This window comes from Novosphingobium album (ex Hu et al. 2023) (genome assembly GCF_022832385.1).
Lineage (GTDB): Bacteria > Pseudomonadota > Alphaproteobacteria > Sphingomonadales > Sphingomonadaceae > Novosphingobium > Novosphingobium album.
Map to the genome: position 1 here is coordinate 120,039 of NZ_JALHLE010000002.1, position 23,693 is coordinate 143,731.

Annotated in this window: 21 protein-coding genes and 2 tRNA genes; 12 read left to right on the top strand and 11 right to left on the bottom strand. The window is 64.1% G+C overall.

What is annotated here, in order from left to right; all coding sequences use genetic code 11:
* Positions 1-336 precede the first annotated feature (336 nt).
* The gene (locus MTR64_RS01775; RefSeq protein ID WP_243990138.1) at positions 337-1,284 is read left to right on the top strand and encodes a cation diffusion facilitator family transporter; all 948 of its coding nucleotides are present in this window, start codon (positions 337-339) and stop codon (positions 1,282-1,284) included.
* A 21-nt stretch (positions 1,285-1,305) separates the two neighbouring features.
* Here MTR64_RS01775 and MTR64_RS01780 read toward each other — a convergent pair whose 3' ends face one another.
* On the bottom strand, positions 1,306-2,166 hold the full coding sequence (locus tag MTR64_RS01780) for a VOC family protein (protein WP_243990139.1): 861 nt from the start codon (positions 2,164-2,166) through the stop codon (positions 1,306-1,308).
* A gap of 157 nt (positions 2,167-2,323) precedes the next feature.
* Between MTR64_RS01780 and MTR64_RS01785 the strand changes: the two genes are divergently transcribed.
* Positions 2,324-2,818: a GFA family protein gene (locus MTR64_RS01785; RefSeq protein WP_243990140.1), complete on the top strand. Its 495-nt coding sequence runs from the start codon at positions 2,324-2,326 to the stop codon at positions 2,816-2,818.
* Positions 2,819-2,886: 68 nt separating this feature from the next.
* Here the strand turns inward: MTR64_RS01785 and clpX are convergent, their stop codons facing one another.
* Both clpX and clpP read right to left on the bottom strand, forming a co-directional pair.
* A complete protein-coding gene (clpX, locus tag MTR64_RS01790; protein ID WP_243990141.1) occupies positions 2,887-4,149 on the bottom strand; it encodes an ATP-dependent Clp protease ATP-binding subunit ClpX in 1,263 nt (420 codons plus the stop codon).
* 118 nt (positions 4,150-4,267) lie between these two features.
* Positions 4,268-4,936, bottom strand: a complete 669-nt coding sequence (gene clpP, locus MTR64_RS01795; protein WP_268740682.1) for an ATP-dependent Clp endopeptidase proteolytic subunit ClpP — start codon at positions 4,934-4,936, stop codon at positions 4,268-4,270.
* A gap of 242 nt (positions 4,937-5,178) precedes the next feature.
* Here clpP and MTR64_RS01800 point away from each other — a divergent pair, with 242 nt between their 5' ends.
* The gene (locus MTR64_RS01800; RefSeq protein WP_243990142.1) at positions 5,179-6,678 is read left to right on the top strand and encodes an amidase; all 1,500 of its coding nucleotides are present in this window, start codon (positions 5,179-5,181) and stop codon (positions 6,676-6,678) included.
* 75 nt (positions 6,679-6,753) lie between these two features.
* Here the strand turns inward: MTR64_RS01800 and tig are convergent, their stop codons facing one another.
* Complete coding sequence (gene tig, locus MTR64_RS01805; protein WP_243990143.1) at positions 6,754-8,355, bottom strand: trigger factor; 1,602 nt, start codon at positions 8,353-8,355, stop codon at positions 6,754-6,756.
* 75 nt (positions 8,356-8,430) lie between these two features.
* Positions 8,431-8,515: transfer RNA gene (locus MTR64_RS01810), tRNA-Leu, on the bottom strand.
* A gap of 160 nt (positions 8,516-8,675) precedes the next feature.
* On the opposite strand from MTR64_RS01810, the gene MTR64_RS01815 reads away from it, so the two are divergent.
* Together MTR64_RS01815 and MTR64_RS01820 are read left to right on the top strand one after the other, a co-directional pair.
* Positions 8,676-8,837, top strand: coding sequence for a hypothetical protein (locus MTR64_RS01815; RefSeq protein WP_243990145.1), 162 nt, complete (start codon positions 8,676-8,678; stop codon positions 8,835-8,837).
* A 170-nt stretch (positions 8,838-9,007) separates the two neighbouring features.
* Positions 9,008-9,586 (top strand): VOC family protein, encoded by a 579-nt coding sequence (locus MTR64_RS01820; RefSeq protein ID WP_243990147.1) that lies wholly within the window; start codon positions 9,008-9,010, stop codon positions 9,584-9,586.
* 10 nt (positions 9,587-9,596) lie between these two features.
* Here MTR64_RS01820 and sppA read toward each other — a convergent pair whose 3' ends face one another.
* Positions 9,597-11,474 (bottom strand): signal peptide peptidase SppA, encoded by a 1,878-nt coding sequence (gene sppA, locus MTR64_RS01825; RefSeq protein WP_243990148.1) that lies wholly within the window; start codon positions 11,472-11,474, stop codon positions 9,597-9,599.
* A gap of 211 nt (positions 11,475-11,685) precedes the next feature.
* Between sppA and MTR64_RS01830 the strand changes: the two genes are divergently transcribed.
* Together MTR64_RS01830 and MTR64_RS01835 are read left to right on the top strand one after the other, a co-directional pair.
* Positions 11,686-12,666, top strand: coding sequence for an aspartate carbamoyltransferase catalytic subunit (locus MTR64_RS01830; RefSeq protein WP_243990149.1), 981 nt, complete (start codon positions 11,686-11,688; stop codon positions 12,664-12,666).
* Positions 12,663-13,919, top strand: coding sequence for a dihydroorotase (locus MTR64_RS01835; protein WP_243990150.1), 1,257 nt, complete (start codon positions 12,663-12,665; stop codon positions 13,917-13,919). The genes MTR64_RS01830 and MTR64_RS01835 overlap by 4 nt, the downstream gene beginning before the upstream one ends.
* A gap of 66 nt (positions 13,920-13,985) precedes the next feature.
* Here the strand turns inward: MTR64_RS01835 and MTR64_RS01840 are convergent, their stop codons facing one another.
* From MTR64_RS01840 to MTR64_RS01850, 3 genes are read right to left on the bottom strand one after another with little or no spacing between them, the layout of a single operon-like run.
* Positions 13,986-15,299 carry a tetratricopeptide repeat protein gene (locus tag MTR64_RS01840; RefSeq protein WP_243990151.1) on the bottom strand — a complete coding sequence of 438 codons (1,314 nt, stop codon included), beginning with the start codon at positions 15,297-15,299 and terminating at the stop codon, positions 13,986-13,988.
* 40 nt (positions 15,300-15,339) lie between these two features.
* Entirely contained in the window at positions 15,340-15,858 is a 519-nt protein-coding gene (locus MTR64_RS01845) for a hypothetical protein (protein WP_243990152.1), read from the bottom strand.
* Positions 15,859-15,869: 11 nt separating this feature from the next.
* Positions 15,870-16,595 carry a ParA family protein gene (locus MTR64_RS01850; RefSeq protein WP_243990153.1) on the bottom strand — a complete coding sequence of 242 codons (726 nt, stop codon included), beginning with the start codon at positions 16,593-16,595 and terminating at the stop codon, positions 15,870-15,872.
* 274 nt (positions 16,596-16,869) lie between these two features.
* Here MTR64_RS01850 and MTR64_RS01855 point away from each other — a divergent pair, with 274 nt between their 5' ends.
* The 4 genes from MTR64_RS01855 (at position 16,870) to bfr (ending at position 20,164) form a co-directional block, all read left to right on the top strand.
* Positions 16,870-18,015, top strand: a complete 1,146-nt coding sequence (locus tag MTR64_RS01855) for an SPOR domain-containing protein (RefSeq protein WP_243990154.1) — start codon at positions 16,870-16,872, stop codon at positions 18,013-18,015.
* Positions 18,016-18,030: 15 nt separating this feature from the next.
* Positions 18,031-19,287 carry a DUF418 domain-containing protein gene (locus tag MTR64_RS01860; RefSeq protein ID WP_243990156.1) on the top strand — a complete coding sequence of 419 codons (1,257 nt, stop codon included), beginning with the start codon at positions 18,031-18,033 and terminating at the stop codon, positions 19,285-19,287.
* A 68-nt stretch (positions 19,288-19,355) separates the two neighbouring features.
* Positions 19,356-19,550, top strand: coding sequence for a (2Fe-2S)-binding protein (locus MTR64_RS01865; protein ID WP_243990158.1), 195 nt, complete (start codon positions 19,356-19,358; stop codon positions 19,548-19,550).
* Positions 19,551-19,684: 134 nt separating this feature from the next.
* Entirely contained in the window at positions 19,685-20,164 is a 480-nt protein-coding gene (bfr, locus tag MTR64_RS01870; protein ID WP_243990160.1) for a bacterioferritin, read from the top strand.
* Positions 20,165-20,218: 54 nt separating this feature from the next.
* On the opposite strand, the gene MTR64_RS01875 is transcribed toward bfr, so the two are convergent.
* Positions 20,219-22,291 carry an alpha/beta hydrolase family protein gene (locus MTR64_RS01875; RefSeq protein WP_243990263.1) on the bottom strand — a complete coding sequence of 691 codons (2,073 nt, stop codon included), beginning with the start codon at positions 22,289-22,291 and terminating at the stop codon, positions 20,219-20,221.
* Between the two features lie 163 nt (positions 22,292-22,454).
* On the opposite strand from MTR64_RS01875, the gene MTR64_RS01880 reads away from it, so the two are divergent.
* Positions 22,455-23,582, top strand: a complete 1,128-nt coding sequence (locus MTR64_RS01880) for an AI-2E family transporter (RefSeq protein ID WP_243990162.1) — start codon at positions 22,455-22,457, stop codon at positions 23,580-23,582.
* A 34-nt stretch (positions 23,583-23,616) separates the two neighbouring features.
* On the opposite strand, the gene MTR64_RS01885 is transcribed toward MTR64_RS01880, so the two are convergent.
* A tRNA-Lys gene (locus MTR64_RS01885) sits at positions 23,617-23,692 on the bottom strand.
* Position 23,693 lies beyond the last annotated feature (1 nt).

The following is a 23,693-nucleotide window of genomic DNA, read 5'->3' on the forward strand; positions in this document are numbered from 1 at the left end:
CTCCGCCGCAATTTTGCTGCGGCAGCTAAGAGCAGCCAGATATGACAACTCTCTGACGTTTGGGATTCATTTGCGTTCGCATTTGCGGAATTTTGTGACGCCAGTGTCATATTCTCCAAATGAAAAATATTTTATATAATAAAATCAATATATTATTAGGTATCGAAAATATCGCACTGCGGCAAAAATATCACGCAAAAGGTATTCTGCCCCACCCGTGATCCGTGCTCTTGCGGCAACCAGATGCCCTCTTCATTCCCTGCCCCGACGCTGCACGCAGGTGATGTTACGTCATAGCTTGATGAAGCCGTACAGGCCGTGCCACACACGCCGCCTATGAGTGCAGGCCATAACCACCACCATGGGCACAGCCACGGGCGCGGGCACCACCATCCGGCGCCGCCCGCGGCCGGTCATGCAGGCCGCGCCTTCGCCATTGCAGTAACGCTCAATCTCATTTTCGTGGCTGCGGAAGTCGCGGCCGGTTTCATGAGTGGCTCGATGGCGCTACTCGCCGATGCGGGTCACAATCTTTCCGACGTGCTTTCGCTACTGCTTGCCTGGGGCGCCAGCGTTCTGTCGGCCCGGCCGCCCTCAGCCCGCTTCACCTATGGTCTGAAGAGTTCCTCGATCCTCGCGGCAATCGCCAATGCCACGCTGCTCTGGGTCGCCGTGGGGGCCATTCTGGTCGAAACGATCCGGCGCTTTGCCGAACCCGCGCCGGTCGCGGGCACCACGATGATGGTAGTGGCCGGGATCGGCATCGTCATCAATGCCCTGTCCGCCCTGCTGTTCGCCAAAGGCTCCAAATCGGACCTGAACCTGCGCGCCGCCTTTGTTCACCTGCTGGCCGACGCCGTCGTCTCCGTCGGCGTGGTCGTAGCAGGGCTGATCGTGCTGCTGACCGGCTTCGCACTGATCGACCCGATCACCTCGCTCGTCATTACCGCCGTGATCGCGTGGTCGAGCTGGAGCCTGCTGCGCGATTCGCTGCGGATGGGAATGCTGGGCGTGCCGGACAGCATCGATGCCCCACAGGTTCGCCTTTATCTGGAACGCCTGCCCGGCGTCGAACGGGTCCACGACCTGCACATCTGGCCAATGAGCACCACAGAAACGGCGCTGACTGCGCATCTGGTCATGCCCGGCGGTGCCCCCGGCGACAGCTTTCTGCACGAGGTCGCGCACGACCTCGAACATGACTACGGTATCGGTCACCCGACCATCCAGATTGAGACCGACGGCGACTGCAACTGCTCGCTGGAAAGCGAGGCCGTCGTCTAGGGGAGGACACAGGTTCTGCCCCTAGGCCGCTACGAATTCGTGCCGGGCGCCAAGAAAGTCCTCAGGATCGATAGCAAAGCCCGACGAGATGCAACCCTCCTGCGTCAGCCGCAGCTTGAGCTTGCCCTCGAAATGGGTCGTCGCCTGCCCGGCATCGGCAATCTTCCAGACGAGGGCGTAAATCCCGTTCTGCTCCTTTGACAGGAACGCGCCGAGCGGACCACCTGTCGTATCATCGGGCTGGATGAACGCAACACGGGTATCGCCCACTCTGAGCAACACACGCCGCCCGGCCTGAGGCCGTTGGGTGCGCGAATCCTCCAGCACTTCCCCGTCGACCACCTCGGTGAAGAAATGCAGCACCTTCGCCATGTCTGCCGTGACGCAGGCTATGTGGTCCAGGCCGGCTACACCGCAGGCATGGCCAGCCGCCACCAGCGGATTCCAGTTGCCCCGGTCATAGGGATCGTTCGGCATCGCCAGTTCGCAGACCTCCAGCAGGACGCCTCCGGTCGATTCGGGCTTTACGAAGAAGAACACGCCATAGTCACTCGCGACGGTGCACCCCGCTTCACGGAACGCGGCACTGGCCGCCTTGCCGTCCGGAACCTTGATCTCGAACGAGTGGAAGGACTGCCCGATCTTCGCCGCCATGCGCGCAAAGGGCTTGGTCAGGTCATCCGCATGGCGCGGCGCCATGGGCTCGACCATGTGGTCCGTCACATAGAGCAGCGCCGCGTCACGGTCCTCGGCAGGGAAATAGTTCTCAGCGAAGACCAGTCCGCCCAGGGCATCCTGATAGAGCAGCCGGCACTTGTAGATATCGGTCGTGGCGTGGATCGTGTGGATTATGCGTGAAACCGGAATACGGCTGCCGGTCATGGCACTTCCCCCCTGTTCGTTCTTTGTCAGCGAAAGTGTAGGGCACCAGCCGCACAGACCAAGCGCACTCATTGGGGAGAGCAGCGGATATCGCGGCCGCGACGCGGCGGCTGGACGCCACAAATCCCTTCAGTCATGCTCTGACTGGAGGTAAACGATGACCGATCAGATTCATGAAGGCGGCTGCGGTTGCGGCGCTCTGCGCTACCGCGTTGAGGGAGAGCCCATCTTCGTCAACAACTGCCACTGCAACCAGTGCCAGCACCAGACTGGCTCCACCTCTGTGGTCAATGCGTTCTACGAAGGCGATCGGATCGAAGTGCTGGCTGGCTCCTTCACCGAACACGAAGTCAAGGCCGGCAGTGGCGGGCCACATGTGATTTGCCGCTGCGCGCAGTGCGGCACCGCGGTGCTGAGCTATTACCCCCGGTTGGGAAGGCTCGGCGCGGGACTGCGGGTGGGAACGCTTGACGATCCCTCATGGGTGCGGCCGGACGCCGTGATCTTCACCTCCGAGAAGATGCCCTGGGTTGCCCTGCCCGAAGGCATCCCCGCATTCGAAAAGACCTACGCCTTCGCAGACGTGCTCCCACCCGAACGCATCGCCCGCATGATGGCACTGGCAGAACGGCGGCAGGCCGGAGAAGGCTGACACAAACGCAAAGGGCGGCCCGCGCTTGCGGACCGCCCTTCGTATTCTGGCTGTGCCGGGCTGAAAAATCAGGCCGCAGCTTCGGTCTTGTCGCCCTTGTGCACGCGGACTGGTTCCTTGCGGCCTTCGACCACTTCCTTGTCGACCACGACTTCGGCGATGTCGCCTTCGGTCGGCAGGTCGAACATGGTGTCGAGCAGCAGGCCCTCGACGATCGAGCGCAGGCCGCGAGCGCCGGTCTTGCGATCAATGGCCTTCTGGGCAATCGCCTCGAGCGCCTCGTCAGTGAAGGTCAATTCAACATCTTCCAGCTCGAAGAGCTTGGCGTACTGCTTGACCAGTGCGTTCTTCGGCTCGCGCAGGATCTTCACCAGCGCAGTGATGTCGAGATCCTCCAGCGTCGCGATCACCGGCAGACGGCCGACGAATTCGGGGATCAGTCCGAACTTGAGAAGATCCTCGGGCTCCGCCTTCTGGAGCAGCTCGCCCACGCGGCGCTTGTCTGGATCGGCGACATGCGCGCCGAAGCCGATCGAACGCTTCTGCAAGCGGTCGGCGATGATCTTTTCGAGACCGGCAAAGGCCCCGCCGCAGATGAACAGAATGTTGGTCGTGTCAACCTGCAGGAACTCCTGCTGCGGATGCTTGCGGCCGCCCTGCGGAGGTACGCTCGCAGTAGTGCCTTCCATCAGCTTGAGCAGCGCCTGTTGCACGCCCTCGCCCGAGACGTCGCGCGTGATCGACGGGTTCTCGGCCTTGCGGCTGATCTTGTCGATCTCGTCGATGTAGACGATGCCGTGCTGCGCCTTCTCGACATTGTAGTCGGAAGCCTGGAGCAGCTTGAGGATGATGTTTTCCACGTCCTCACCCACGTAGCCCGCTTCGGTGAGCGTGGTGGCATCGGCCATGGTGAAAGGCACGTCGAAAGTCTTGGCCAGCGTCTGGGCCAGCAGCGTCTTGCCGCAACCGGTCGGGCCTACGAGCAGGATGTTCGACTTCGACAGCTCGACGTCGCCCTGCTTGCCGCTGTGCTTCAGGCGCTTGTAGTGGTTGTGGACAGCCACCGACAGCACGCGCTTGGCGCGCTGCTGGCCGATCACGTAGTCGTTCAGCGTCTCGCAGATTTCGAGGGGAGACGGCACACCGCCGTCCTTCTTCCCCGCGATGCCAGCCTTGGTTTCCTCACGAATGATGTCGTTGCACAGCTCGACGCATTCGTCACAGATGAAAACCGTGGGGCCCGCGATCAGCTTGCGCACTTCGTGCTGCGACTTGCCGCAGAAGCTGCAGTAGAGTGTGCTTTTCGCGTCAGATCCGCTCAATTTCGTCATTTTCCGTCTTAGGCCCCCTGCTGAGGCGACTCGGACAGTCTACTCTGGCAAGGGGCGGTTTATCAATCCTAGGCTGGAATGCTTGCCACTGGCTAAACATCCAGCCCCGTATCCGAAATCAACTCGAAGCAGCACCGTCGGCGTCGGGCCGCGTCTCGAAAACCTTGTCGACGAGGCCAAACGCCAGTGCTTCCTCGGCTTCGAGGAAGGTGTCGCGGTCCATCGCCTTCTCGATCTCGTCGAGCGACTTGCCGGTGTACTTCACATACATATCGTTGAGACGCTTGCGCATCCGCAGGATCTCGCGCGCCTGAATCTCGATGTCGGAGGCCATGCCCTGCGCACCGCCCGAAGGCTGGTGAACCATGATTCGAGCGTTCGGCAGCGCGATGCGCATGCCCGGCTCACCGGCGGCCAGCAGGAAGCTGCCCATCGAAGCAGCCTGGCCGATGCACACGGTCGAAACGCGCGGCTTGATGTACTGCATGGTGTCGTGGATCGCCATGCCCGCCGTGACCACACCGCCCGGCGAGTTGATGTACATCGAAATGTCCTTCGAGGGATTTTCCGATTCGAGGAACAGCAGCTGGGCCACGATTAGCGAGGCCATGTGATCCTCGACCTGACCGGTGACGAACACGATGCGTTCGCGCAGCAGGCGCGAGTAGATGTCGAAGCTGCGTTCGCCGCGGCTGGTCTGCTCGACAACCATCGGCACCAGGGCGCCGGTGACGGGATCAGTGGTGAACTTTCCTTGGGCGCCTGAGGCGCCAAACAGGTCGAGCATGGGAGTCCTCTATCTGGTTTGGATCGTCTATGTCGCGTGCCAATCACCGATGTTCAAGGGCTTTAACCCTTCAATCGGCGTCGCGTTTGCGACAATCTTTGCCCTCCGTAAGGAAAATTTGTTCCTCCTGTCCGTCATTCCCCGGATTCCACGCAAAAAACGGGCCAGTTTTTGAACGGTTGCAGGCCGAACCTGCCTGGCGCAGGATCGCGGCTGCTGGATACATGAGGAAACAAGAGCCTATGGGTTTCTCCCGAGTTGGACTGATGCGGGCGGTTTGCGCCCCACTCGTAACACTGTCTGTCCTGACGCTGGCAGGGCCCGGCGCATTCGCGCAGGAGAGCCCCGAGACCTACCTCAAGCGCATCGAGTCGATCGATGATGCCGGACCACACCTCAACGCAGTCATCGCGCTCGATCCGGGCGCCGCCAAGGATCCCGACGCGATCGCAGCTGGCGTAAGCGCACCGCTCGCGGGCCGTGTCGTTCTGATCAAGGACAACATCGAAACGCGCGACATGCCGACCACCGCCGGCAGCCTCGCGCTGAAGGACAACATGACCGGGCGCGACGCAACGCTGGTCGCAAACCTGCGCAAGGCGGGCGCGATCATTCTCGGCAAGACGAACCTTTCGGAATGGGCCAATTTCCGCGGCAACCGTTCCTCCAGCGGCTGGAGCGGCGTGGGCGGGCAGACGCACAACCCCTACGCCATCGACCGCAGCCCCTGCGGCTCGTCTTCGGGCAGCGCGGCAGCAGTCGCGGCGGGCTTCACCTGGGCGGCCGTCGGCACCGAAACCGACGGGTCGATCACCTGCCCCGCCTCGGTCAACGGCATTGTCGGCTTCAAGCCCACCGTAGGCATGGTCAGCCGCAAGCATGTGGTGCCGATCAGCACCAGCCAGGATACCGCAGGACCGATGGCGACGAGCGTGGAGGACGCGGCCCTGCTGCTCACCGCGATGGCAGGCAGCGATCCGGCCGATCCGGCGACGGCGGACGCCGATGCGCACGCCATCGACTTCACCAGGGGCCTCGCTCAGGCGAGTCTCAAGGGCCTGCGCATCGGCGTGCTGCGCCGCCAGCCCGACCCGCTTCCCGCCGTCACCGCCCTGCTCGATCAGGCCATTGCCGACATGAAGCGCGCAGGCGCCACGATCGTGACAATCGCCTACGCACCGAACGCCGCGATCGGCGACGCCGAAAACACCGTGCTGAACTATGAGTTTCGCGAAGGCATCGACGCCTACCTCGCCGGTCTTCCCGGCGATCCCCCGGCCCGCGACCTTGCCGGGCTGATCGCTTTCAACAAGGCGCATGCCGCACAGGAAATGCGCTGGTACGGTCAGGAGACCTTCGAAGAAGCGCTCGCCACCACCGATCGCGAGGCCTACGAAAAGGCACGCGAGACGGCCAGACGGCTCGCAGGAGCGGAAGGCATCGACAAGATGCTCAAGCAATATGGCGTGGACGTGCTGATCGCGCCGACCACGGCCCCGGCGTGGCCTGTCGATCCCGTCCTGGGTGACCACTACGTAGGCGTCGGTGCGGGCGCACTGGCCGCAGTCGCGGGCTACCCGCATCTCACCGTGCCGATGGGACAGGTCGAGCGGCTGCCTGTCGGCCTGTCGTTCATCGCGGGCCAGTGGCAGGACGCCAAGGTCCTGAAGATCGGCGCCGCCTACGAACGTGCGCGCACCGCCACATTCGCGCGCCCCTCATTCCGCAACTGGCACGAATAAGTCACTCCGAAACAGGAACGGCCCGGCGCGCCATGAAGCGCACCGGGCCGCCCGAATTCGTCAGCCTGAAACCGATCAGTCTTCGGTCTTGGCAGCCGCCTTCTTGGCAGGAGCCTTCTTGGCCGGAGCCTTCTTGGCAGCCGGCTTGGCTTCACCCTCGTCAGCAGCCTCGGCCTTCTTGGCTGGAGCCTTCTTCGCGGCCGGCTTCTTGGCCGGAGCCTTCTTCGGAGCCTCTTCTGCAGCGGCCTCCTCAGCAGCCGGAGCCTCCTCGGCGGCAGCGGTCTTCTTCGCGGCAGCCTTCTTGGCCGGGGCCTTCTTCGCGGCCGGTTTCTTGGCCTCGGTAGCCTCGCCGTCGGCATCGGCCTCGATCGCGGCCTGCAGCTCGTCGCGGGTCACTTCGCGCTCGGTCACGTCCGCCTTCTCGATCAGGAAGTCGACAACCTTGTCCTCATAGAGCGGCGCGCGCAGCTGGGCGGCCATCATCGGATCGTTGGCGACGTATTCCATGAAGCGCTGGCGGTCTTCGGGGCGGTACTGCTGCGCTGCCTGCGAAACCAGCATCGACATTTCCTGCTGCGAGACTTCGACGCCATTGGCCTGGCCGATTTCCGACAGGAGCAGGCCCAGACGCACGCGGCGCTCGGCGATCTTGCGGTAGTCGTCCTTCTCGGCCTCGATTTCCTTCAGCGCGGCTTCGGGATCTTCCTCGTGGCCCGCTTCGTGGGTGAGCTGCTGCCAGATCTGCGAGAACTCGGCCTCGACCATCGTCGGCGGCACGTCGAAGTCATGACCGGCGGCCAGCTGATCGAGCAGCGAGCGTTTCATCGCGGTGCGGGTCAGACCTGCTGTTTCCTGCTCGAGCTGGCCCTTCAGCAGGTTCTGGAGCTGTTCAAGGCTTTCGAGGCCCAGTTCCTTGGCGAAATCGTCGTCAATCTTCGATTCGGCCGGCGCCTTGATCTCGTGGGCGGCGATGTCGAAGGTGACTTCCTTGCCCTTGAGGTTCTCGACCGGATAGTCCTCGGGGAAGGTCACGGTGATGACACGCTCGTCGCCCGCCTTCATGCCGACAAGCTGTTCCTCGAAGCCGGGGATCAGGCGGCCCGCACCGATCACGATCGGCTGCTTCTCGGCCTTGCCGCCTTCGAACTCGACGCCGTCGAGCTTACCGGTGAAATCACAGATCACCTGGTCGCCATCAGCGGCTTCGCCGTCCTTGGTCTCGAAACGCTGTTGCTGCGAGGCGATGCGCTCGACCGCTTCGGCCACGGCTTCCTCGGCCACGGGCACGACCAGCCGTTCCAGCTTGAGGCCTTCCAGCGAAGGCGCCGCAATCACGGGCAGCACTTCGAGGCTCACGGTCAGTTCGGCGTCCTTGCCCTGCTCATAGCCTTCGCCAAGCGCGATATCCGGGTTCATCGCCGGACGCAGCGCCTTGTCGGCCACAAGCTTGTCCATGGCCTCGCGGATGGTTTCATTCAGGGCGTCGCGATGGATCGCCTCGCCGTGCATCTTCTTGACGAGATTCGCGGGCACCTTGCCAGGGCGGAAGCCGGGCATCTTCACCTGCGGGGCGATCTTCTTGATTTCGCCCTCGACGCGCTCGACGATGGTCTTGGCGGGGATGGTCACCGTGTAGGCGCGCTTCAGGCCCTCGTTGGTGGTTTCGACGATCTGCATTTCGATGCCTTCCTGTGCAATTCAAGGGGCCTTTTCGGCCGATTTTCTTGGCTCACCCTCCCACAGGCGGCGGACTGGTGCGGGCGAAGGGACTCGAACCCCCACATCTTGCGATACTGGAACCTAAATCCAGCGCGTCTACCAGTTCCGCCACGCCCGCTTGGATGAAGCCTGAAACTCAAGGGACGGGCCCTTAGAATGTCGCGCGGAAAAGGGCAAGCGCCGCGACGATGCGCGCCCGCACGGATATATGCCTGCCCCCTTGCGGGACGCCCGATTGCAGCCCACGTTGGTCGAAACGCGATTCACAAGAGGTAGTCATGGCCACCCAGCCCGGCGAAGTCCCCGGCACCAGCCCCGCCGAAACCCCCGTTCCGCCCAGCGAGCCGTTCGAACCGGCTACGCCGCCCGAGACGGAACCCGACTATCCCGATTTCGATCAGCCCGACACGGGCCCGGCGGAGATGCCTCCGCTGGATTGAGGCAGAGCGCGCAGCCGCCCGCACTTTTTTGACTACCGTGTCGCGGTGCATCCGCCGGGACCGGATGGCATGAATTTTTCGTACCCCGTCCCCTCATTTGGAGGTAACACCGGGCGCGTCTCATACCGAAAGTTCGTCATTCAACGAAGCGGACAAAAGGAGGGAGAGCCATGCCCATTCCAAGCCCCAAACCCGCGCATGTAGTCTATCGTACCCGGCGCATAGAGGAAATGCTCGCCTGGTATGCCACCGTCTTCGGCGCGGAGGTGGTGTATCGCAATCCGGTTCTGGCGTTCCTGGCTTTTGACGAGGAACATCACCGTTTTGCCTTCGCCGACCTTTCCGTGATCGACCCCGATGGTTCGGACGCGGCACAGGCGCCGGTCGGCGTCGATCATGTGGCCTATGACGTCGCTTCCATGCGGGATCTCCTGGAATCCTATGCACTGCTGAAAGATGCTGGAATTGCACCTTATTGGGCTGTCAATCACGGGATGAGCACCTCGCTCTACTACGCCGATCCCGATGGCAACCAGATCGAATTCTCCGTCGATTGCTTCGACACCAAGGCCGAAGGTACAGACTATTGGAGCGGCCCGGAAATCGGAAACAACCCGGTTGGCGTCGAATACGATCCCGACCTCTGGCTAGAGGCGCTGCGCAACGGCACGCCGGAGCGCGAACTGCTCAAAATTGATACGTCTGGCAGTGTCTCGCCAATCCGCGGCAAGCTCGGCTCGTTAGCCTGACACCAGCTCCCTAACGCTGCAGGCCCGTCAGCGCCTGAAACAGCGACAAATCCTTGGCCTTGATCTGCTGGGTTCCCGACTGCGGCGCACATTCCATGCAGTAGGCCTGCACGCCCTGCACCGCGAACAGGCTCTTGACCTGCCGCAGGGCCCGGGCCGCCTGCGCCTGCTGGCGCGCGGCGATCAGGCCGGCGAAGTCGTAGGCTGCAGCATCGCTTGTGGAATCGGCCTCGATGTCCTCGAAGAAGCTGGTGAAGGGATCGGACGGTTCCTGCAGGAATTCGGCGTGCCACTTGCCGTTGCCGACGCCGCCTGCCTTGGCGGCATAGGCCAGCGCGGTATCGAGATTGCCCATCTCGTCGACCAGCCCCAGTTCCTTCGCCTGCGCGCCCGGCCAGATGCGGCCCTGCCCGATGGCGTCGATCTGCTCCGGCGTGCGCCCGCGCGCCCTGGCCACCAGCCCCAGGAACTTGCCGTAGATGTTCTCGACCGAGGACTGCATCAGGTCGTCCAGCTCCGGCGTGAACCCGCCAAAGACGTCCGGCTGCCCCGATAGCGGCGTGGTACGCACGCCGTCACTGGTCACCCCGAAATCTGCCAGCGTCTTCTCGAAGCTGGGTACGACCGCAAAGACGCCGATCGATCCGGTGATTGTCGCGGGTTCGGCAAAGACCTTCTGCGCCGGCGTGGAGACCCAGTATCCGCCGCTGGCAGCAAGGTTGCCCATCGACACTACGACAGGGATCTTCGCATCGCGCCAGCGCTGGATGGCGCGGCGGATGCGCTCGGAGGCCATGACCGACCCGCCCGGCGAATCGATGCGCACGACCAGCGCCTTGTAGCCTTCGCCGGCAGCGTCATCGAGCAGCCTGGCGATCCGGTCGCCCCCCGCCTGGCCCGGCCCGGCGTCGCCGTCGACGATCTCCCCGGCGATGGTCACCACCGCGATCGCCTTGCCTGACGCTTTTTCGGGATTGGCCTTCAGCCAGGTCGCAAGCCTCGTGTGCGCATACGGCACGTCGTCATCATCGTCGGCGGACTTACCGGCAAGCTCGGTCACTCGCTTGTCGAAATCGGTCTTGTCGCCAATGCGGTCAACGATCCCGGCCGCCTGGGCGCCTTTCGCGAAATCACCGCCCGCAGCCTTGATTGCCGCCACCGGATCCGACGCCAGTTCATTCACATGCGCCTTGGGCCGGGCTTTTTGCACATCGGCCTTCCACGCGCCCCACAGCGCACCATAGGTGTTTTCATAGTCGCTGCGCGCCTCAGGCGACATGCCAGAGCGCATGAAGGGCTCCACCGCGCTCTTGTGGGTGCCTACGCGATAGACGTGGGCGTTGACCTTGAAGCGGTCGATCAGCCCCTTGTAATAGTTCACCGTGCCGCCCGGTCCGGTCGCCACCGCCTCACCCATCGGATCGAGCCAGGCCTCGCTGGAATGCGCGGCGAGCTGGATACCGTCATCGAGATAGACATTGGCAAAGGTGAGCACCGGCTTTCCGGCCTTGCGCACCTCGTCCATGGCCGCGCCAATTTCCTTCAGATGGACGAAGCGGCCACCCATGAAGCGCGACAGGTCGAGCACGACCACCTTGACCCGGTCGTCTTTCGCCGCAAGCCTCATCGCGCGTTCAATGTCGCGGGCCGCGAATTCATGCGTCGGTGCATCACCCGACAGCAGCACGTCGAGCGGATCGACGTTGCTCTTTTCCTCGACCACGACTCCATCGAGATCGAGCAGCAGAGCCCCCTTCTGCACGTGTCCGGCCGTCGGGCGGGCCGTGAGCGCAGCATAGATCACGCCGAAGAACAGGATCAGGAACAGGAGCGCCAGGGCATCCTTGATGCCAACCAGCAATTTCCAGATCTTGCTCGCAAATTTCATCGATGTTCCTGCCTTTCGTGCCGGGACCTTACCCACACTCGTTCCCGCTTGGAAGGGAAGCACACGCACCGGATGCACGTTTATTGCTCGAATGTGCCATGATAGTGCGTCGATGTGCCGATGGCTGCATGGCTGCTGCGAAAATTCGCGTTGGAAACCCCGACGAACAGGCTTGAGCCGATGCTCCACCGCGCCTAAGGCATCATCTTCAATGACATCGCCAGAATATACCTATCCGGAAGGCGCCGCCGCCTTCCCGCACCGCGGCCTCGTAGGCATCGGGGGCCTTGCCCCGCACGAGATCTGGTTCCTGCTCGACGAGGCGGAACAGTGGGTCGCGCTGAACCGCGAGGCGAAGAAGCACCGTGAGGTTCTCTCGGGCCTTACGATCATCAACGCCTTCTTCGAGAATTCCACGCGCACGCTGCTCAGCTTCGAGATCGCGGGCAAGCGCCTCGGTGCCGACGTCGTCAACATGGCGGTGGCCACATCGAGCGTGAAAAAGGGCGAAACGCTGATCGACACGGCCATGACGCTCAACGCCATGCGCGCCGATGCCATCGTTATCCGCCATGCCAGTTCGGGCGCGGTGCAGCTAATCGCGGACAAGGTGGATTGCCCGGTGCTCAACGCAGGTGACGGCCAGCACGAACACCCTACGCAGGCCCTGCTCGATGCCCTCACCATCCGCCACGCCAAGCGCGGTTTCAACGGACTGCGCGTCACCATCTGCGGCGACATCCTGCACAGCCGCGTCGCCCGCTCTAACATCCTGTGCCTCAACTCGCTGGGCGCCGAAGTGCGCGTCTGCGCGCCGCCCGCGTTGATGCCCGCGGATATCGAGCGGATGAACGTACAGGTCTTCCACGATTTCGACGCAGCGCTCAAAGGCGCCGACGTGGTGATGATGCTGCGCCTGCAGATGGAGCGCATGGAAGGGCAGTTCATCCCCTCCCCGCGCGAATACCGGCACCTCTACGGCCTTTCGATGGAACGCCTTGCCAAGGCCGAACCCGATGCGCTGATCATGCACCCCGGCCCGATGAACCGGGGCATCGAGATCGAAAGCGATGTGGCAGACCTTGCCGGCCGCTCTCAGATCACCACGCAGGTGGAAATGGGCGTTGCCATCCGCATGGCCTGCCTGGACGTGCTGACCCGCCGGGGCCGCAAGGTGGAGGGCTGGGCATGAGCTTCCACGCACCACTGACGGTCACGAATGGCCGCCTCCTGCTTCCCGATGGCGAGATCGTGCCCGGCGCGGTCCGTTGCGAAGGTGGCTTCATCAGCGCCCTGGGGCCTGATGTGACGCCGCAGCCCGGCGATCTCGTGTTCGAGGCCGCAGGCAAGCTGGTGACCCCCGGCCTCGTAGACCTGGGCGTGTTCGAGATCGACAAGCCCGCGTTCCACTTCGGCGGCATCACCCGCGCTGCGCTGATGCCGGACCAGAACACCCCGCTCGACATCCCTTCGCGCGTGCGGTTTGCGGCGCAGTCGGGCAAGCCGGACTTCTGGGTCCACCCGCTGGCCGGTGCCACGCGCGAACTGAAGGGCGAAGCACTCGCCGAGATCGCCCTCATGCGCGCTGCGGGTGCCCGCGCCGTCGCCACGGGTCGCCGCTGGATCGGCGATTCGGGAACGATGCTGCGACTGCTGCACTACACCGCAATGCTCGGCCTTGTCGTGATCGTCCACGCCGAGGATGCCGGAATCGTCGGCAAGGCCGTCGCGACTTCGGGCGAGATGGCCACCCGACTGGGTCTACCGAGTGCCCCGGCACAGGCCGAAGCCCTGGCGATATCCCGCGACATCGCGCTTGCCGAACTCGCTGGCGCCGCGATCCACTTCCGCAATGTGACGACCGCCGCCGGACTCGACCTCGTCCGCGCAGCCAAGGCACGTGGACTGAAAGTGACGGCAGGCGTCTCGCCCGCCTACTTCATGCTCTCGGACCTCGCCGTTGCGCAGTTCCGCACCTTTGCCCACCTCTCGCCGCCGCTGCGGCCGGAAGATGACCGCAAGGCCGTCATCGTCGCCGTGTCGGACGGCACGATCGACGTCATTGCTTCCGGCCACGATCCACGCGGGCCCGAAGACAAGCGCCTGCCCTTCGCCGACTCGGCCCCCGGCATGGCCGGCGCCGAAACGCTCCTGCCGCTCACGCTCAATCTGGTTCGCGACGGAGTCATCTCGATGGGCCGCGCCTTCGATCTGCTCGCCGCTAATCCGGCCCGCCTGCTTGGCGCCGATGCCGGGCGGCTGGCGGTGGGCGCAGAAGCGGACATTGCCGTGGTCGATCCCGACCGGCCATGGATCGTCAATTCGGACAAGATGGCGGCGAGCGCGGGCAACACGCCCTTCGACAAGCAACCCGTTCAGGGCCGCGTGCTCGCGCTGTTCAAGGGCGGCGTCACCGTGCGCACCAAAAAGATCCGCGCTGCCTGACGGAAAAAAAGGCCCCCGTCCCGAAAGACGGAGGCCCTGCAAGGTTCACATGGGTGTGTTGAAACTCTAAAGGCTTGCCAGCTTCGCGGGTGATTGCACCTTGTCGGGCAGCGCACCCGGCAAGGTGCGTGTGCTGGCATAGGCGAAGCAGCCATGACCGCGATCACGAACAGTGGAACACAGCGTCCGGGCGCCGCCGCGGTCAAACCCTTCCGCAGCCACGCGGAAGAAGCGCTGCCCGCGCACTTCGGCCTCGGTGATACGCATCGTGTGATCCTTGAGCGCCGGATTGCGGGCCACGAAAATGCCCCAGGCGCGCTCGGCGCCTTCCAGCGTACGGAACGAGCCCAGCTGCACCAGATGCGTGCCCCCAGCGACATAGGCGCTGCGCTCAGTGCCGAGCGGCTGCACCATGGGCTGCGAGACGAACTTGGTACTTGCGGACTTCGGCGCCGCGGGAGCAGCGCTGGTTGCCAGCGGAGCCGGACCCGACTGTACTGGCGGCGCGAACGCGGCAGCGAACGTGCCCGGTTCATTGCCCGCCGGGGCAGCCGTTTCAGGGGGGGCAGCGACGACCGGCGGCAGTTCCGCAGCGGGAACCGGCTGCGGCGCGGCAGGCTGTGCCAGGGCCATGCGCGCCTTATCCTGCCCATCAGCCTGCGGCGCGTTCAGCGCCAGCGCGGCGGGCTGACCGGCGTCGGCGCGCACGGGAGCACCGAGCAGGCCCGCCACGCGGGCCTGAAACTGTTCGGGACGGGCGCGGCGCGACCAATCCTGCAGACGAGCATCCAGCTGATCAGCCGGAACGTCCTGCGAGGCGATGATCCGCGCCTGGGTCCAGTGCCCGCCCAGCGCGTAGGCATAGGCGAGGTTCTGGCGGGTCTTGGGCGTATCGTCGCCACTGCGCAGCGCGTCGGACAACAGGCCCACGGCCTGCTCCGGACGGCCGGCGAGGGCGAGGGCAAGGCCAAGATCGCTCGCCGGAATTTCGTTGCGCCAGCGCGTCAGCGTCGTCAGCGCTTCGGCATCGCGGCCCGAACCGGCATAGGCCAGCGCAAGACCAAGGCCGATGCGCGGGCTGTCCTCACCCAGGCTGACTGCATCTTCGAAGGTGGTCGCGGCCGATTCGAAACGCCCCGCGGCCAGATAGGCCTGCGCCAGAGCAACGCGATCGGAAGCATCGCGCGGCGACTTGGCGACGCGCTTTTCCGCGGCGGCAATTGCCTTGTCCGTTTCGCTTCCTGCGCTCTCGCCCGAAGCGGCTGGGGCACCGGAGCTGGCAAGCGGAGCATGCCCGGAGCAGCCGACGAGCAGCGCGGCGGCCATCGCGGTACAAACCGCGAAGCCGGCAGTGCGGGTGTGGGTGTTGGAGCGTTGCATCGAAACTGTTTCCCCCCGGATCTCTTTCGAGCCTGTCACATCAGCGTCCCGTGCCACCAGACCCCTGAAGCTGTGCGACTTCAGGAATTTCGGACAGGTATTTGTCGAGTGCCTCGGTTACGAGAACCTGCGCACTGCGGTTGAGCACGACAGCCGCCATCTTGAGGCGAAAATGGCGCTCGGCATCGAGCCGGAGCGTAAAAGCCGCACGGCGGCCTTCGGGTGCTGAAGGCTGCGGCGGCGGAAAGGACTGATTGATGCGCCAGGCAATCTGCTCGATCTGGCGCAGGACTTCTGGCACCTCGCCGCCCGGTGCGGCCGCTGACGGGGCAGCTTCCTGAACCGGTGCAGGAACAGCAACAGGTGCCGCAACCGGAACCGATTCACGCGGCCGTTCGTTGCCGTGACCCCAATCGTTCCAGCCCAGATCCTCAGGGGGAGCGGACCCGGCCCCGGTGACCAGCTTGATAGCGTCCTGCCGGCGCATGGCGGGCTTGGCACCGCCCTTGCGGGCCAGCAGCCTCGGCGTAAGCGAGGCGAAGGCTTGGTGTTCGCTCATCGCGCGCCGCCTCAGGATCCGGCCACACGGCGGCCGAAGCCGCCGACCGGCCGCGCTGCATTTTGCAGAACATGAGGCTGGCCGCTGCCCGGAACCGTGAAGACCGTTCGGCGGAAATTCCGCTCGAGACGATCAGCGATGTAGTTCCACAGCGCGGTGACTTCTTGCGAGGAACGGCCGTTGGGATCGACTTCCATCACCGTACGTCCGTCGATCATCGACGCGGCAAAATCAGTGCGCTGGTGCAGCGTGACCGGCGCCACTGTGCCGTGCTGCGAAAGCGCGACGGCCGCTTCGGCGGTGATGCGCGCCTTGGGCGTGGCCGCGTTGACCACGAACAGCAGTGGCTTGCCCGAGCGTTCGCACAGATCAACCGTAGCACCGACGGCGCGCAGGTCGTGCGGGCTGGGCCGGGTGGGAATGACGATGAGTTCGGCAACCGAGATCACGCTCTGGATGGCCATGGTGATCGCCGGCGGGGTATCGATCACCGCCAGCTTGAAGCCCTGCTGACGCAGGACCTGCAGATCGTTGGCGAGCCGCGCTACTGTGGTTTGAGCGAAAGCGGGCAGTTCCGCTTCGCGCTCGTTCCACCAGTCCGCAAGCGAACCCTGCGGGTCGATGTCGATGAGAACGACCGGGCCAGCGCCGGCGCGCTGCGCCTGAACGGCGAGATGGCCTGACAGGGTCGTCTTGCCCGATCCGCCCTTCTGCGATGCCAATGCTAGTACGCGCAAACCAAGACCCCCAAGAATAGAAACGCATCAGGCCGGTAAGGCCCTCTTCGCCAGAAATTCTCAGATCGTTCCTAATTTTAAGTTAAGCGCAGGAAGAGACGAAAAAACGGAAAAACCGGCCAAATTTGTGCCTCTTGATCGCCTCGATAAGGCCTTGTTCACCATTTCCCGTAACAAGGGTTATGGCCTGACTTCGTAGTGCTGCAGCGTTGTAACTGGCGCACACCACCCATTCCCGCTTACCATTCCGTTAGTTCCGGGGCACAAGCACGCAATGATCGACGCGAAGAAATTTCTGTCGCTTTTCTGTTTTGGCAGTCTCGCGGCCATCGGTGCCGGACTACCGGCCGCCAGTGCCTGGGCTGACGTCAAGGCCGGTGTCGATGCCTGGACGGCCGGCGACTACAGCAGGGCCGTGAAAGAATGGATGCCGCTAGCCAAGCGCGGCGATGCCGACGCCCAGTTCAACCTGGCCCAGGCCTACAAGCTAGGCCGGGGTGTGCCGACGAACCTGGAAAAAGCCAAGGAGCTTTATGGCAAGGCCGCCGCACAAGGACATGTGCAGGCCGCAGACATCTTTGGCTTGCTGCTGTTTCAGGACGGCGAACGTGAAAAGGCCCTGCCCTATCTCAAGGCATCGGCGGCGCACGGTGATCCCCGTGCACAGTACATTCTGGGCGTGGCGCACTTCAACGGCGATCTGGTAGAAAAGGACTGGGTGCGCGCCTATGCACTCGTCAGTCTCGCCCAACAGGCGGGATTGCCGCAGGCGACACGCGCGCTGGCACAGATGGACTCGTTCATTCCCCTGGCAGATCGCCAAAAAAGCGTCATTCTCTCCACCCAGATCGCCGCCGACGCTGAAGCCACGCGCGAGCGTCTGGCCACCTCCACCGAACTCGGCGGGGCTCCTGTCGCAGGCGAGGCGATGCTTCCTCCCATGGCCGATGCCGTACCTCCTGCTGCCAGCGTGCACCGTGCCTCCTCGCCGGACATGGCAATTGCCGACGCGGCGCGCCTTGCCGGAAGCGACAGCCCGGCAACAGCGGGAGCCGACTACGCCCGCCCTCAATCGCCCCCTGCACAGGTGGCCAGCGGCCCCGCCCCCGCTTCGCCCGCGGTGCCTGCCCGCCCGGCTGCGGCAGTTGCCCCGCCAAGATCTGTCGCGGTCCCGTCGGCGCCTGCGGCCTCCGGGCCATGGCGCGCGCAACTGGGCGCTTTTGGCGTCCCCGGAAATGCCAATGCGCTCTGGGCGAAAGTGAAAAGCCGCCCCGAACTGTCCGGTCACGGCAAGCTGCTGGTTCCCGCTGGCAGGCTGACCAAGCTGCAGGCCGGCGGCTTCGCCACCAAGGCCGAAGCCGATGCGGCGTGTTCACGTCTGACGGCGGGCGGTTTCACCTGTCTCGCCGTGCAGGACTGACACCGGGCGCTATCCTTGCCTGAGGCGCCTACCGACGCGGCCACCTCTCCTGCCACATCGCAGCGGCTGCCGGTGCTCGACCTGATCCGCGGCGTAGCCGTGCTCGGCATCCTGACGATCAACATTGCCGCGTTCGCCGGTCCAATGGCCTCCAGCACCTCACCCAACCTGCCTCATCCGGTGGGCCCCGCAGACGAGACTGCCTTCGCCTTTTCGTTCCTGTTTTTCGAAGGCAAGATGCGAGCGCTGTTCTCGCTGCTGTTCGGGGCTGGTCTGGTCCTGTTCTGGGAGCGCACTGAAGCGGCCGGGCGCGACGGGGATGTGCTGCAGGTGCGCCGGCTGTTCTGGCTGATGGCGCTCGGCGCGCTGCACTACCTGCTGCTGTGGTGGGGCGATATTCTCTTTCTCTACGCCATCTGCGGCCTCGCCGCGCTGCTGCTGCGGCCACTCAACGACCGCCTGCTGTTGATCATCGCGCTGGGGCTCTACTACGCATGGCACTTGTGGGGCCTGTTCGAATCGGCAGCCACGATCTCGGCCGAGACCGCCTTGCGCCAGGGCGCAGCCACGGCGGCACAAATCCATCTGCTTGCCGAATGGCTCCAGCCGGTGCGCAGCTGGGCTGCGCAGGAACTGAGCGAAAGCCACCTGGGCTTCCTTGGCCTGATCGCGGTAAAGCTGGAACAGCGCCCGTTCTGGCAGGTCCAGATGGTCTCGGGCAATTTCTCCGAGACTTTGCCCCTGATGCTAATCGGCATGGTGCTCTACCGGCGCGGTCTGTTCACAGGAACGATGGCACGTTCACGACTGAAGGTGGTCGGTGTGACCTGCACTGCCGCCGGGCTGGCACTGACCGCAATGTTCCTCGGCTGGGCCTGGCCACGGCACTTTCCTCCCGTAGCGATGCACGCCGCACTGGTATGGGGGCTCGCCATGCCGCACCTGCTATGCGGCTGTGGCTATGCAGCACTGCTGGTCATGGTCACACCGCAACTGGCTCCAACGGCGTTAGGACAACGCCTGATCGCGGCGGGGCGAATGGCGTTCAGCAACTATATCCTGACCAGCCTCGTCATGACTTTCGCATTCTACGGCTGGGGAATCGGCCTTTTCGGGTCGATCGGCCCTGCAAAACAGCTCCTCTTCGTCCTCGGCGGTTGCGCCCTGATGCTCGGCTGGAGCAAGCCATGGCTGAGCCGCTACCGCCGCGGCCCGCTCGAGTGGCTGTGGCGATCGCTGGTCGAGCGCAAGATACTGAAAAACCGAATTTGATAATCATTCGCAAAAGTATTGCGATCCATTCTCATTTGCGTATAGTGGGGACCGAAGAGGATTCGCCCATGTACGTTTGTATCTGCAACGCCATTCGCGAAAAGGACCTGCGCACCGCGGCCCGCTGCTGCGGGGGTAGCGCCGAGTCGGTCTACGCCGCCCTTGGCCATACGCCGCAATGCTGCCAGTGCCTGGAAGAGGCGGAAGACATCATTTCGGAAGAGACCATGGCAAGCAGCGCCAGCCTTTCGGTCGCAGCCTGAACGGCACACCGCCCCCGAGCGGGGAAACATCGCAATAATCCGCGGCGCAACAGTAATTCTGCGCCACGTCAGCCTTGTACTCATTTCCCTGAGGCCGCATATTATGCCCTCCTCAGCCAAAGGAGTTGCTCACCATGCAAGGCGACCCGCAAGTCATCGATTTTCTCAACAAGGCCCTGCTCAATGAGCTGACCGCGATCAACCAGTACTGGCTGCATTACCGTATGCTGGACAACTGGGGGATCAAGAAGCTCGCCGAGTACGAGCGCCACGAATCGATCGACGAGATGAAGCATGCGGACACGCTGGCGGACCGCATTCTGTTCCTTGAAGGCCTTCCCAACTTTCAGGCACTCGGCAAGCTGCGCGTGGGCGAAGGCGTCGAGGAAATCCTCAAGGCCGACCTCGCGCTCGAGCACGACGCGATCCCGCTGCTCAAGGAAGCCATCGCCCATTGCGAGGCCGTGCGCGACTTCGTGAGCCGCGAGATCTTCGAACGCATCCTCGAAAGCGAGGAAGAGCATGTCGACTTCCTCGAAAAGCAGTTCGACATGATCGAACGCATGGGCATCCAGAACTACTGCCAGCTGCAGAGCAAGCCGGCCGAAGACTGATCCCTGCGGTGACGGGGGTGCCCCTTCAGGCCGCGCCCCCGCCCGCCGCCGCGGTTAGTCGCTAACCAGCGGCGCGTCCTTCTTCGCATCGGTCCGGTACTTGTCGAACCACGCAAGGATAGCCGAAGCCTTGGCCGCCGACTGTGAAGGCCGCGCGGCGATGCCGCCGTGGCTGGCACCGGGCACCTTGACCATCGCCGTCGGCACGCCGCGGATCTGCAGCGCGGCATAGTACTGCTCGGACTCGCTGTCGGGCGTGCGGTAGTCCTCGGCCCCGACCACTACGAGCGTTGGCGTCTTCACATTGCCGACGAGACTGAGTGGCGAGCGCTTCCAGTAGCTCATGGGATCTTCCCAGGGCTTCTTGTCGAACCAGTAACGCGAGGTGAACGGCGTTGAATCCATCGTCAGCGCCTCGCTGATCCAGTTGATCACCGGCTTCTGCGACGCTGCAGCCTTGAAGCGATCAGTCTTGCCGACGATCCACGCCGTCAGCACGCCACCACCCGAGCCGCCGGTGACGAAAAGGTTGTCCGGGTCGGCCACACCATCGGCGATGACCGCATCGACGGCGGCCATCAGATCGTCGTAGTCGGTGCCCGGATAGGCCCGGTCGATCAGGTTCGCGAATTCCTCTCCATAGGAAGTGCTGCCGCGCGGATTGGTGTAGAGCACCGCATAGCCGTGAGCGGCATAAAGCTGGTAATCGGTCGAGAATACCGGCGCATAGGCCGTGTTCGGGCCGCCGTGAATCTCGAGGATCAGCGGCGCCTTCTGCCCCGGCCGGAGGCCCGGAGGCGTCACCAGCCAGGCATCAATCGCGCGGCCGTCCGGCGCGGTCACCTGCAGCTTGCGCACCGGCGCCATCGCCTTGGCATCGATCCAGGTGCCATTGAGGTCGGTCAGGCGCTTGCCCCCGCCCCCGCCCGTCACCCACAGGTCGGCCGGTTCGCTGGCGCTGCCGGCCGTATACGCCACCTTCCCTGCGGCCGATACGCTGAACGCGCCGCCGGTGTAGGGCCGGTCGAAATGCGCGCCTGGCGACAAGCCCTCGGCCACGGTCTTCATCGAACCGTCGAGCCCGACGCGCGCGATCTTGGTACGGGCCTGGTCGTCGTACTGAACGTAGATCGCGCCATTGCCCGCCCATTCGAGCGCATCGATCGACCGATCGAGCTTCGGCGTCAGCAGCCGCACGCCACTGCCGTCCGCATTCATCACGTAGAGGTCGTTGTTCTCATAGGAGCGGTTGACGTCGTCATAGCCGGTATAAGCGATGTGCTTGCCGTCAGGCGAAAGCCGCGCCGCGCCGTCCGGTCCCTGCCGGGTGGTGAGCGCCGTCACCGCCCCGCTCGCCAGATCGAGGCTGTAGACTTCGAAATTGTTGATGTCGCGCTGCCAGTTCTCGTGGCGGTTGGCGGTAAACACGATCCGCTTCCCGTCCGGCGTCCACGACAGCGGACCGCCATCGTCGAACTGGCCGAACGTCACCTGCCGCGGCGCGCCGCCATCGGCCGAGACGACGAAGATGTGGTCGAACCCGGCTGGCAGATAGCCTGCCCCGTCGAAGCGGTAGGTCACGCGGTCGATCACCTGCAGCGGCTCCGCCCACTTGGCACCTTCCGGCCGGTCAGCAGGCTGCGATCCCAGCTTCATCGGCTCGCCAGGGACGCGCATGGTATAGGCGATCTGGCGGCCGTCCGGAGACCACGCGATGGCGCCGGGACTGTCGGGCAGTGCGGTAATCTTCACGACCGCGCCACTCGCCAACCATAGCACATGGAGCTGCGGGGAGCCGGTGCCATCGCTCGACACATAGGCCAGCCGCTTGCCGTCCGGAGACCAGCGCGGCGAGAAATGTGCGCCAGGCCCTGTGACCAGTGGGCGCTGTTCTCCCGAGACGGCATCAACCAGCCAGATCGACGGCACGTCCTTGTCGGTCATGATGTCGCCGCTGGAACGGACATAGGCGATGTGCGATCCGTCAGGCGAAATCTCCGGGCCAGTCACGCCGTCGAGCTTGAACAGGTCCGCGGGGGTAAACGCCCGCTGCGGCCCGTCCGCGTCGGCTGCGCTGTCGGCCGCAAGGGCGAGCGGCGCGGGAACCAGCGTGCATGATGCCAGCATGATCGCAGCGAAGCGGTCAATTCTGATAGAGGACAAACGTCGCACTCCTGCAAATGGGGGGATGGCGCATGTCTTGCCCGGTTCGGCGAAAAATTCCACCCTGTCCCTCGGCTCTGTCAACGCAGATGGCTGGCAAAGCAGGAAAACGTGCTAAAGCACGCCCATGGAACCACCGCGCCAGCGCAACACTTTCGAATTCGAGGACGGCGGGTTCATCACCCTCGTCGTCGTGATCACCGTCGCCTTCGCCTTCCTGCTCGCGCCCTATTTCGGCGCAGTGCTGTGGGGGGTGATCGCCGCAATCATGTTCCAGCCGATGACGGCCCGCCTGTCACGCCGGTTGGGCGGCCGCGCCAACCTTGCCACATCGATCGTGCTGCTGGGGCTGGTGGCGGTGTTCGTGGTGCCCACAATCCTGCTCGGCATCAGTTTGGTGAACGAGGCAACCAGCCTCTACAACCAGATCAGCAGCGGCGAGATCAACGTCGGCAAGATGATCCACGACCTGCACGCGGCGCTGCCTTCCAGCGTGAAGCGCTTTATCGCGCAATATGGCCTTTCCGACTTTACCCGGATGCGCAACGAATTCGGTTCTAGCATCACCAGCAGCCTGCAGGGCATCGCCGGACGGCTGCTGACGGTCGGCCAGGGCGCGCTGAGTTTCATCGCCGGGCTGGGCGTCATGCTCTACCTCAGCTTCTTCCTGCTGCGCGACGGAGACCACTACGGGAATCTCGTACGCGATGCCTTGCCGTTGCACCATGAAACCCGCGATTCGCTGATCCAGCACTTCCTGCTGGTCGTGCGCGCAACCATGCGCGGCACCGTGGTCGTCGCCGTGGTGCAAGGGCTGCTCGGCGGCATCATTTTCTCTGCTCTGGGGATCGAGGGCGCGCTGATCTGGGGGGTGATGATGGGCTTCTTCTCGCTCCTGCCCGCCGTCGGCACCGGCATCATCTGGGTCCCAACCGCCATCTACCTCTTCGCCACCGGAGCGATGGGCAAGGCAGCCATCCTCGTGTTCTGCGGCGTGTTCATCATCGGCATGGTCGACAACGTGCTGCGCCCGATCCTCGTCGGCCGCGACACCCGGATGCCGGACTTCGTTGTGCTGATCGCCACGCTGGCGGGCCTTGAGTTGTTCGGCCTCAACGGCTTTGTGATAGGCCCGGTGATCGCCGCGCTGTTCATGGCCGTCTGGACCCAACAGCGCGACTGCAAGCGGTCTATGGCGCAGGCGGCGGGAGACGAGACGGCCGGAGAAGCGAACGCGGAAGCGCACCCTTCGTAACGGACGCACGAACGCCGCCAAGTGCCGCAATATGTGGTGAGCCCGACAGGATTCGAACCTGTGACCCGCTGATTAAAAGTCAGCTGCTCTACCTACTGAGCTACGGGCCCA

Excerpts from the sequence above, each read along its gene's own strand:
- MTR64_RS01775 (WP_243990138.1), top strand. The coding sequence starts at position 337 with ATGAGTGCAGGCCATAACCACCACCATGGGCACAGCCACGGGCGCGGG.
- MTR64_RS01780 (WP_243990139.1), bottom strand. The coding sequence starts at position 2,166 with ATGACCGGCAGCCGTATTCCGGTTTCACGCATAATCCACACGATCCAC.
- MTR64_RS01785 (WP_243990140.1), top strand. The coding sequence starts at position 2,324 with ATGACCGATCAGATTCATGAAGGCGGCTGCGGTTGCGGCGCTCTGCGC.
- clpX (WP_243990141.1), bottom strand. The coding sequence starts at position 4,149 with ATGACGAAATTGAGCGGATCTGACGCGAAAAGCACACTCTACTGCAGC.
- clpP (WP_268740682.1), bottom strand. The coding sequence starts at position 4,936 with ATGCTCGACCTGTTTGGCGCCTCAGGCGCCCAAGGAAAGTTCACCACT.
- MTR64_RS01800 (WP_243990142.1), top strand. The coding sequence starts at position 5,179 with ATGGGTTTCTCCCGAGTTGGACTGATGCGGGCGGTTTGCGCCCCACTC.
- tig (WP_243990143.1), bottom strand. The coding sequence starts at position 8,355 with ATGCAGATCGTCGAAACCACCAACGAGGGCCTGAAGCGCGCCTACACG.
- MTR64_RS01815 (WP_243990145.1), top strand. The coding sequence starts at position 8,676 with ATGGCCACCCAGCCCGGCGAAGTCCCCGGCACCAGCCCCGCCGAAACC.
- MTR64_RS01820 (WP_243990147.1), top strand. The coding sequence starts at position 9,008 with ATGCCCATTCCAAGCCCCAAACCCGCGCATGTAGTCTATCGTACCCGG.
- sppA (WP_243990148.1), bottom strand. The coding sequence starts at position 11,474 with ATGAAATTTGCGAGCAAGATCTGGAAATTGCTGGTTGGCATCAAGGAT.
- MTR64_RS01830 (WP_243990149.1), top strand. The coding sequence starts at position 11,686 with ATGACATCGCCAGAATATACCTATCCGGAAGGCGCCGCCGCCTTCCCG.
- MTR64_RS01835 (WP_243990150.1), top strand. The coding sequence starts at position 12,663 with ATGAGCTTCCACGCACCACTGACGGTCACGAATGGCCGCCTCCTGCTT.
- MTR64_RS01840 (WP_243990151.1), bottom strand. The coding sequence starts at position 15,299 with ATGCAACGCTCCAACACCCACACCCGCACTGCCGGCTTCGCGGTTTGT.
- MTR64_RS01845 (WP_243990152.1), bottom strand. The coding sequence starts at position 15,858 with ATGAGCGAACACCAAGCCTTCGCCTCGCTTACGCCGAGGCTGCTGGCC.
- MTR64_RS01855 (WP_243990154.1), top strand. The coding sequence starts at position 16,870 with ATGATCGACGCGAAGAAATTTCTGTCGCTTTTCTGTTTTGGCAGTCTC.
- MTR64_RS01865 (WP_243990158.1), top strand. The coding sequence starts at position 19,356 with ATGTACGTTTGTATCTGCAACGCCATTCGCGAAAAGGACCTGCGCACC.
- bfr (WP_243990160.1), top strand. The coding sequence starts at position 19,685 with ATGCAAGGCGACCCGCAAGTCATCGATTTTCTCAACAAGGCCCTGCTC.
- MTR64_RS01875 (WP_243990263.1), bottom strand. The coding sequence starts at position 22,291 with ATGCTGGCATCATGCACGCTGGTTCCCGCGCCGCTCGCCCTTGCGGCC.
- MTR64_RS01880 (WP_243990162.1), top strand. The coding sequence starts at position 22,455 with ATGGAACCACCGCGCCAGCGCAACACTTTCGAATTCGAGGACGGCGGG.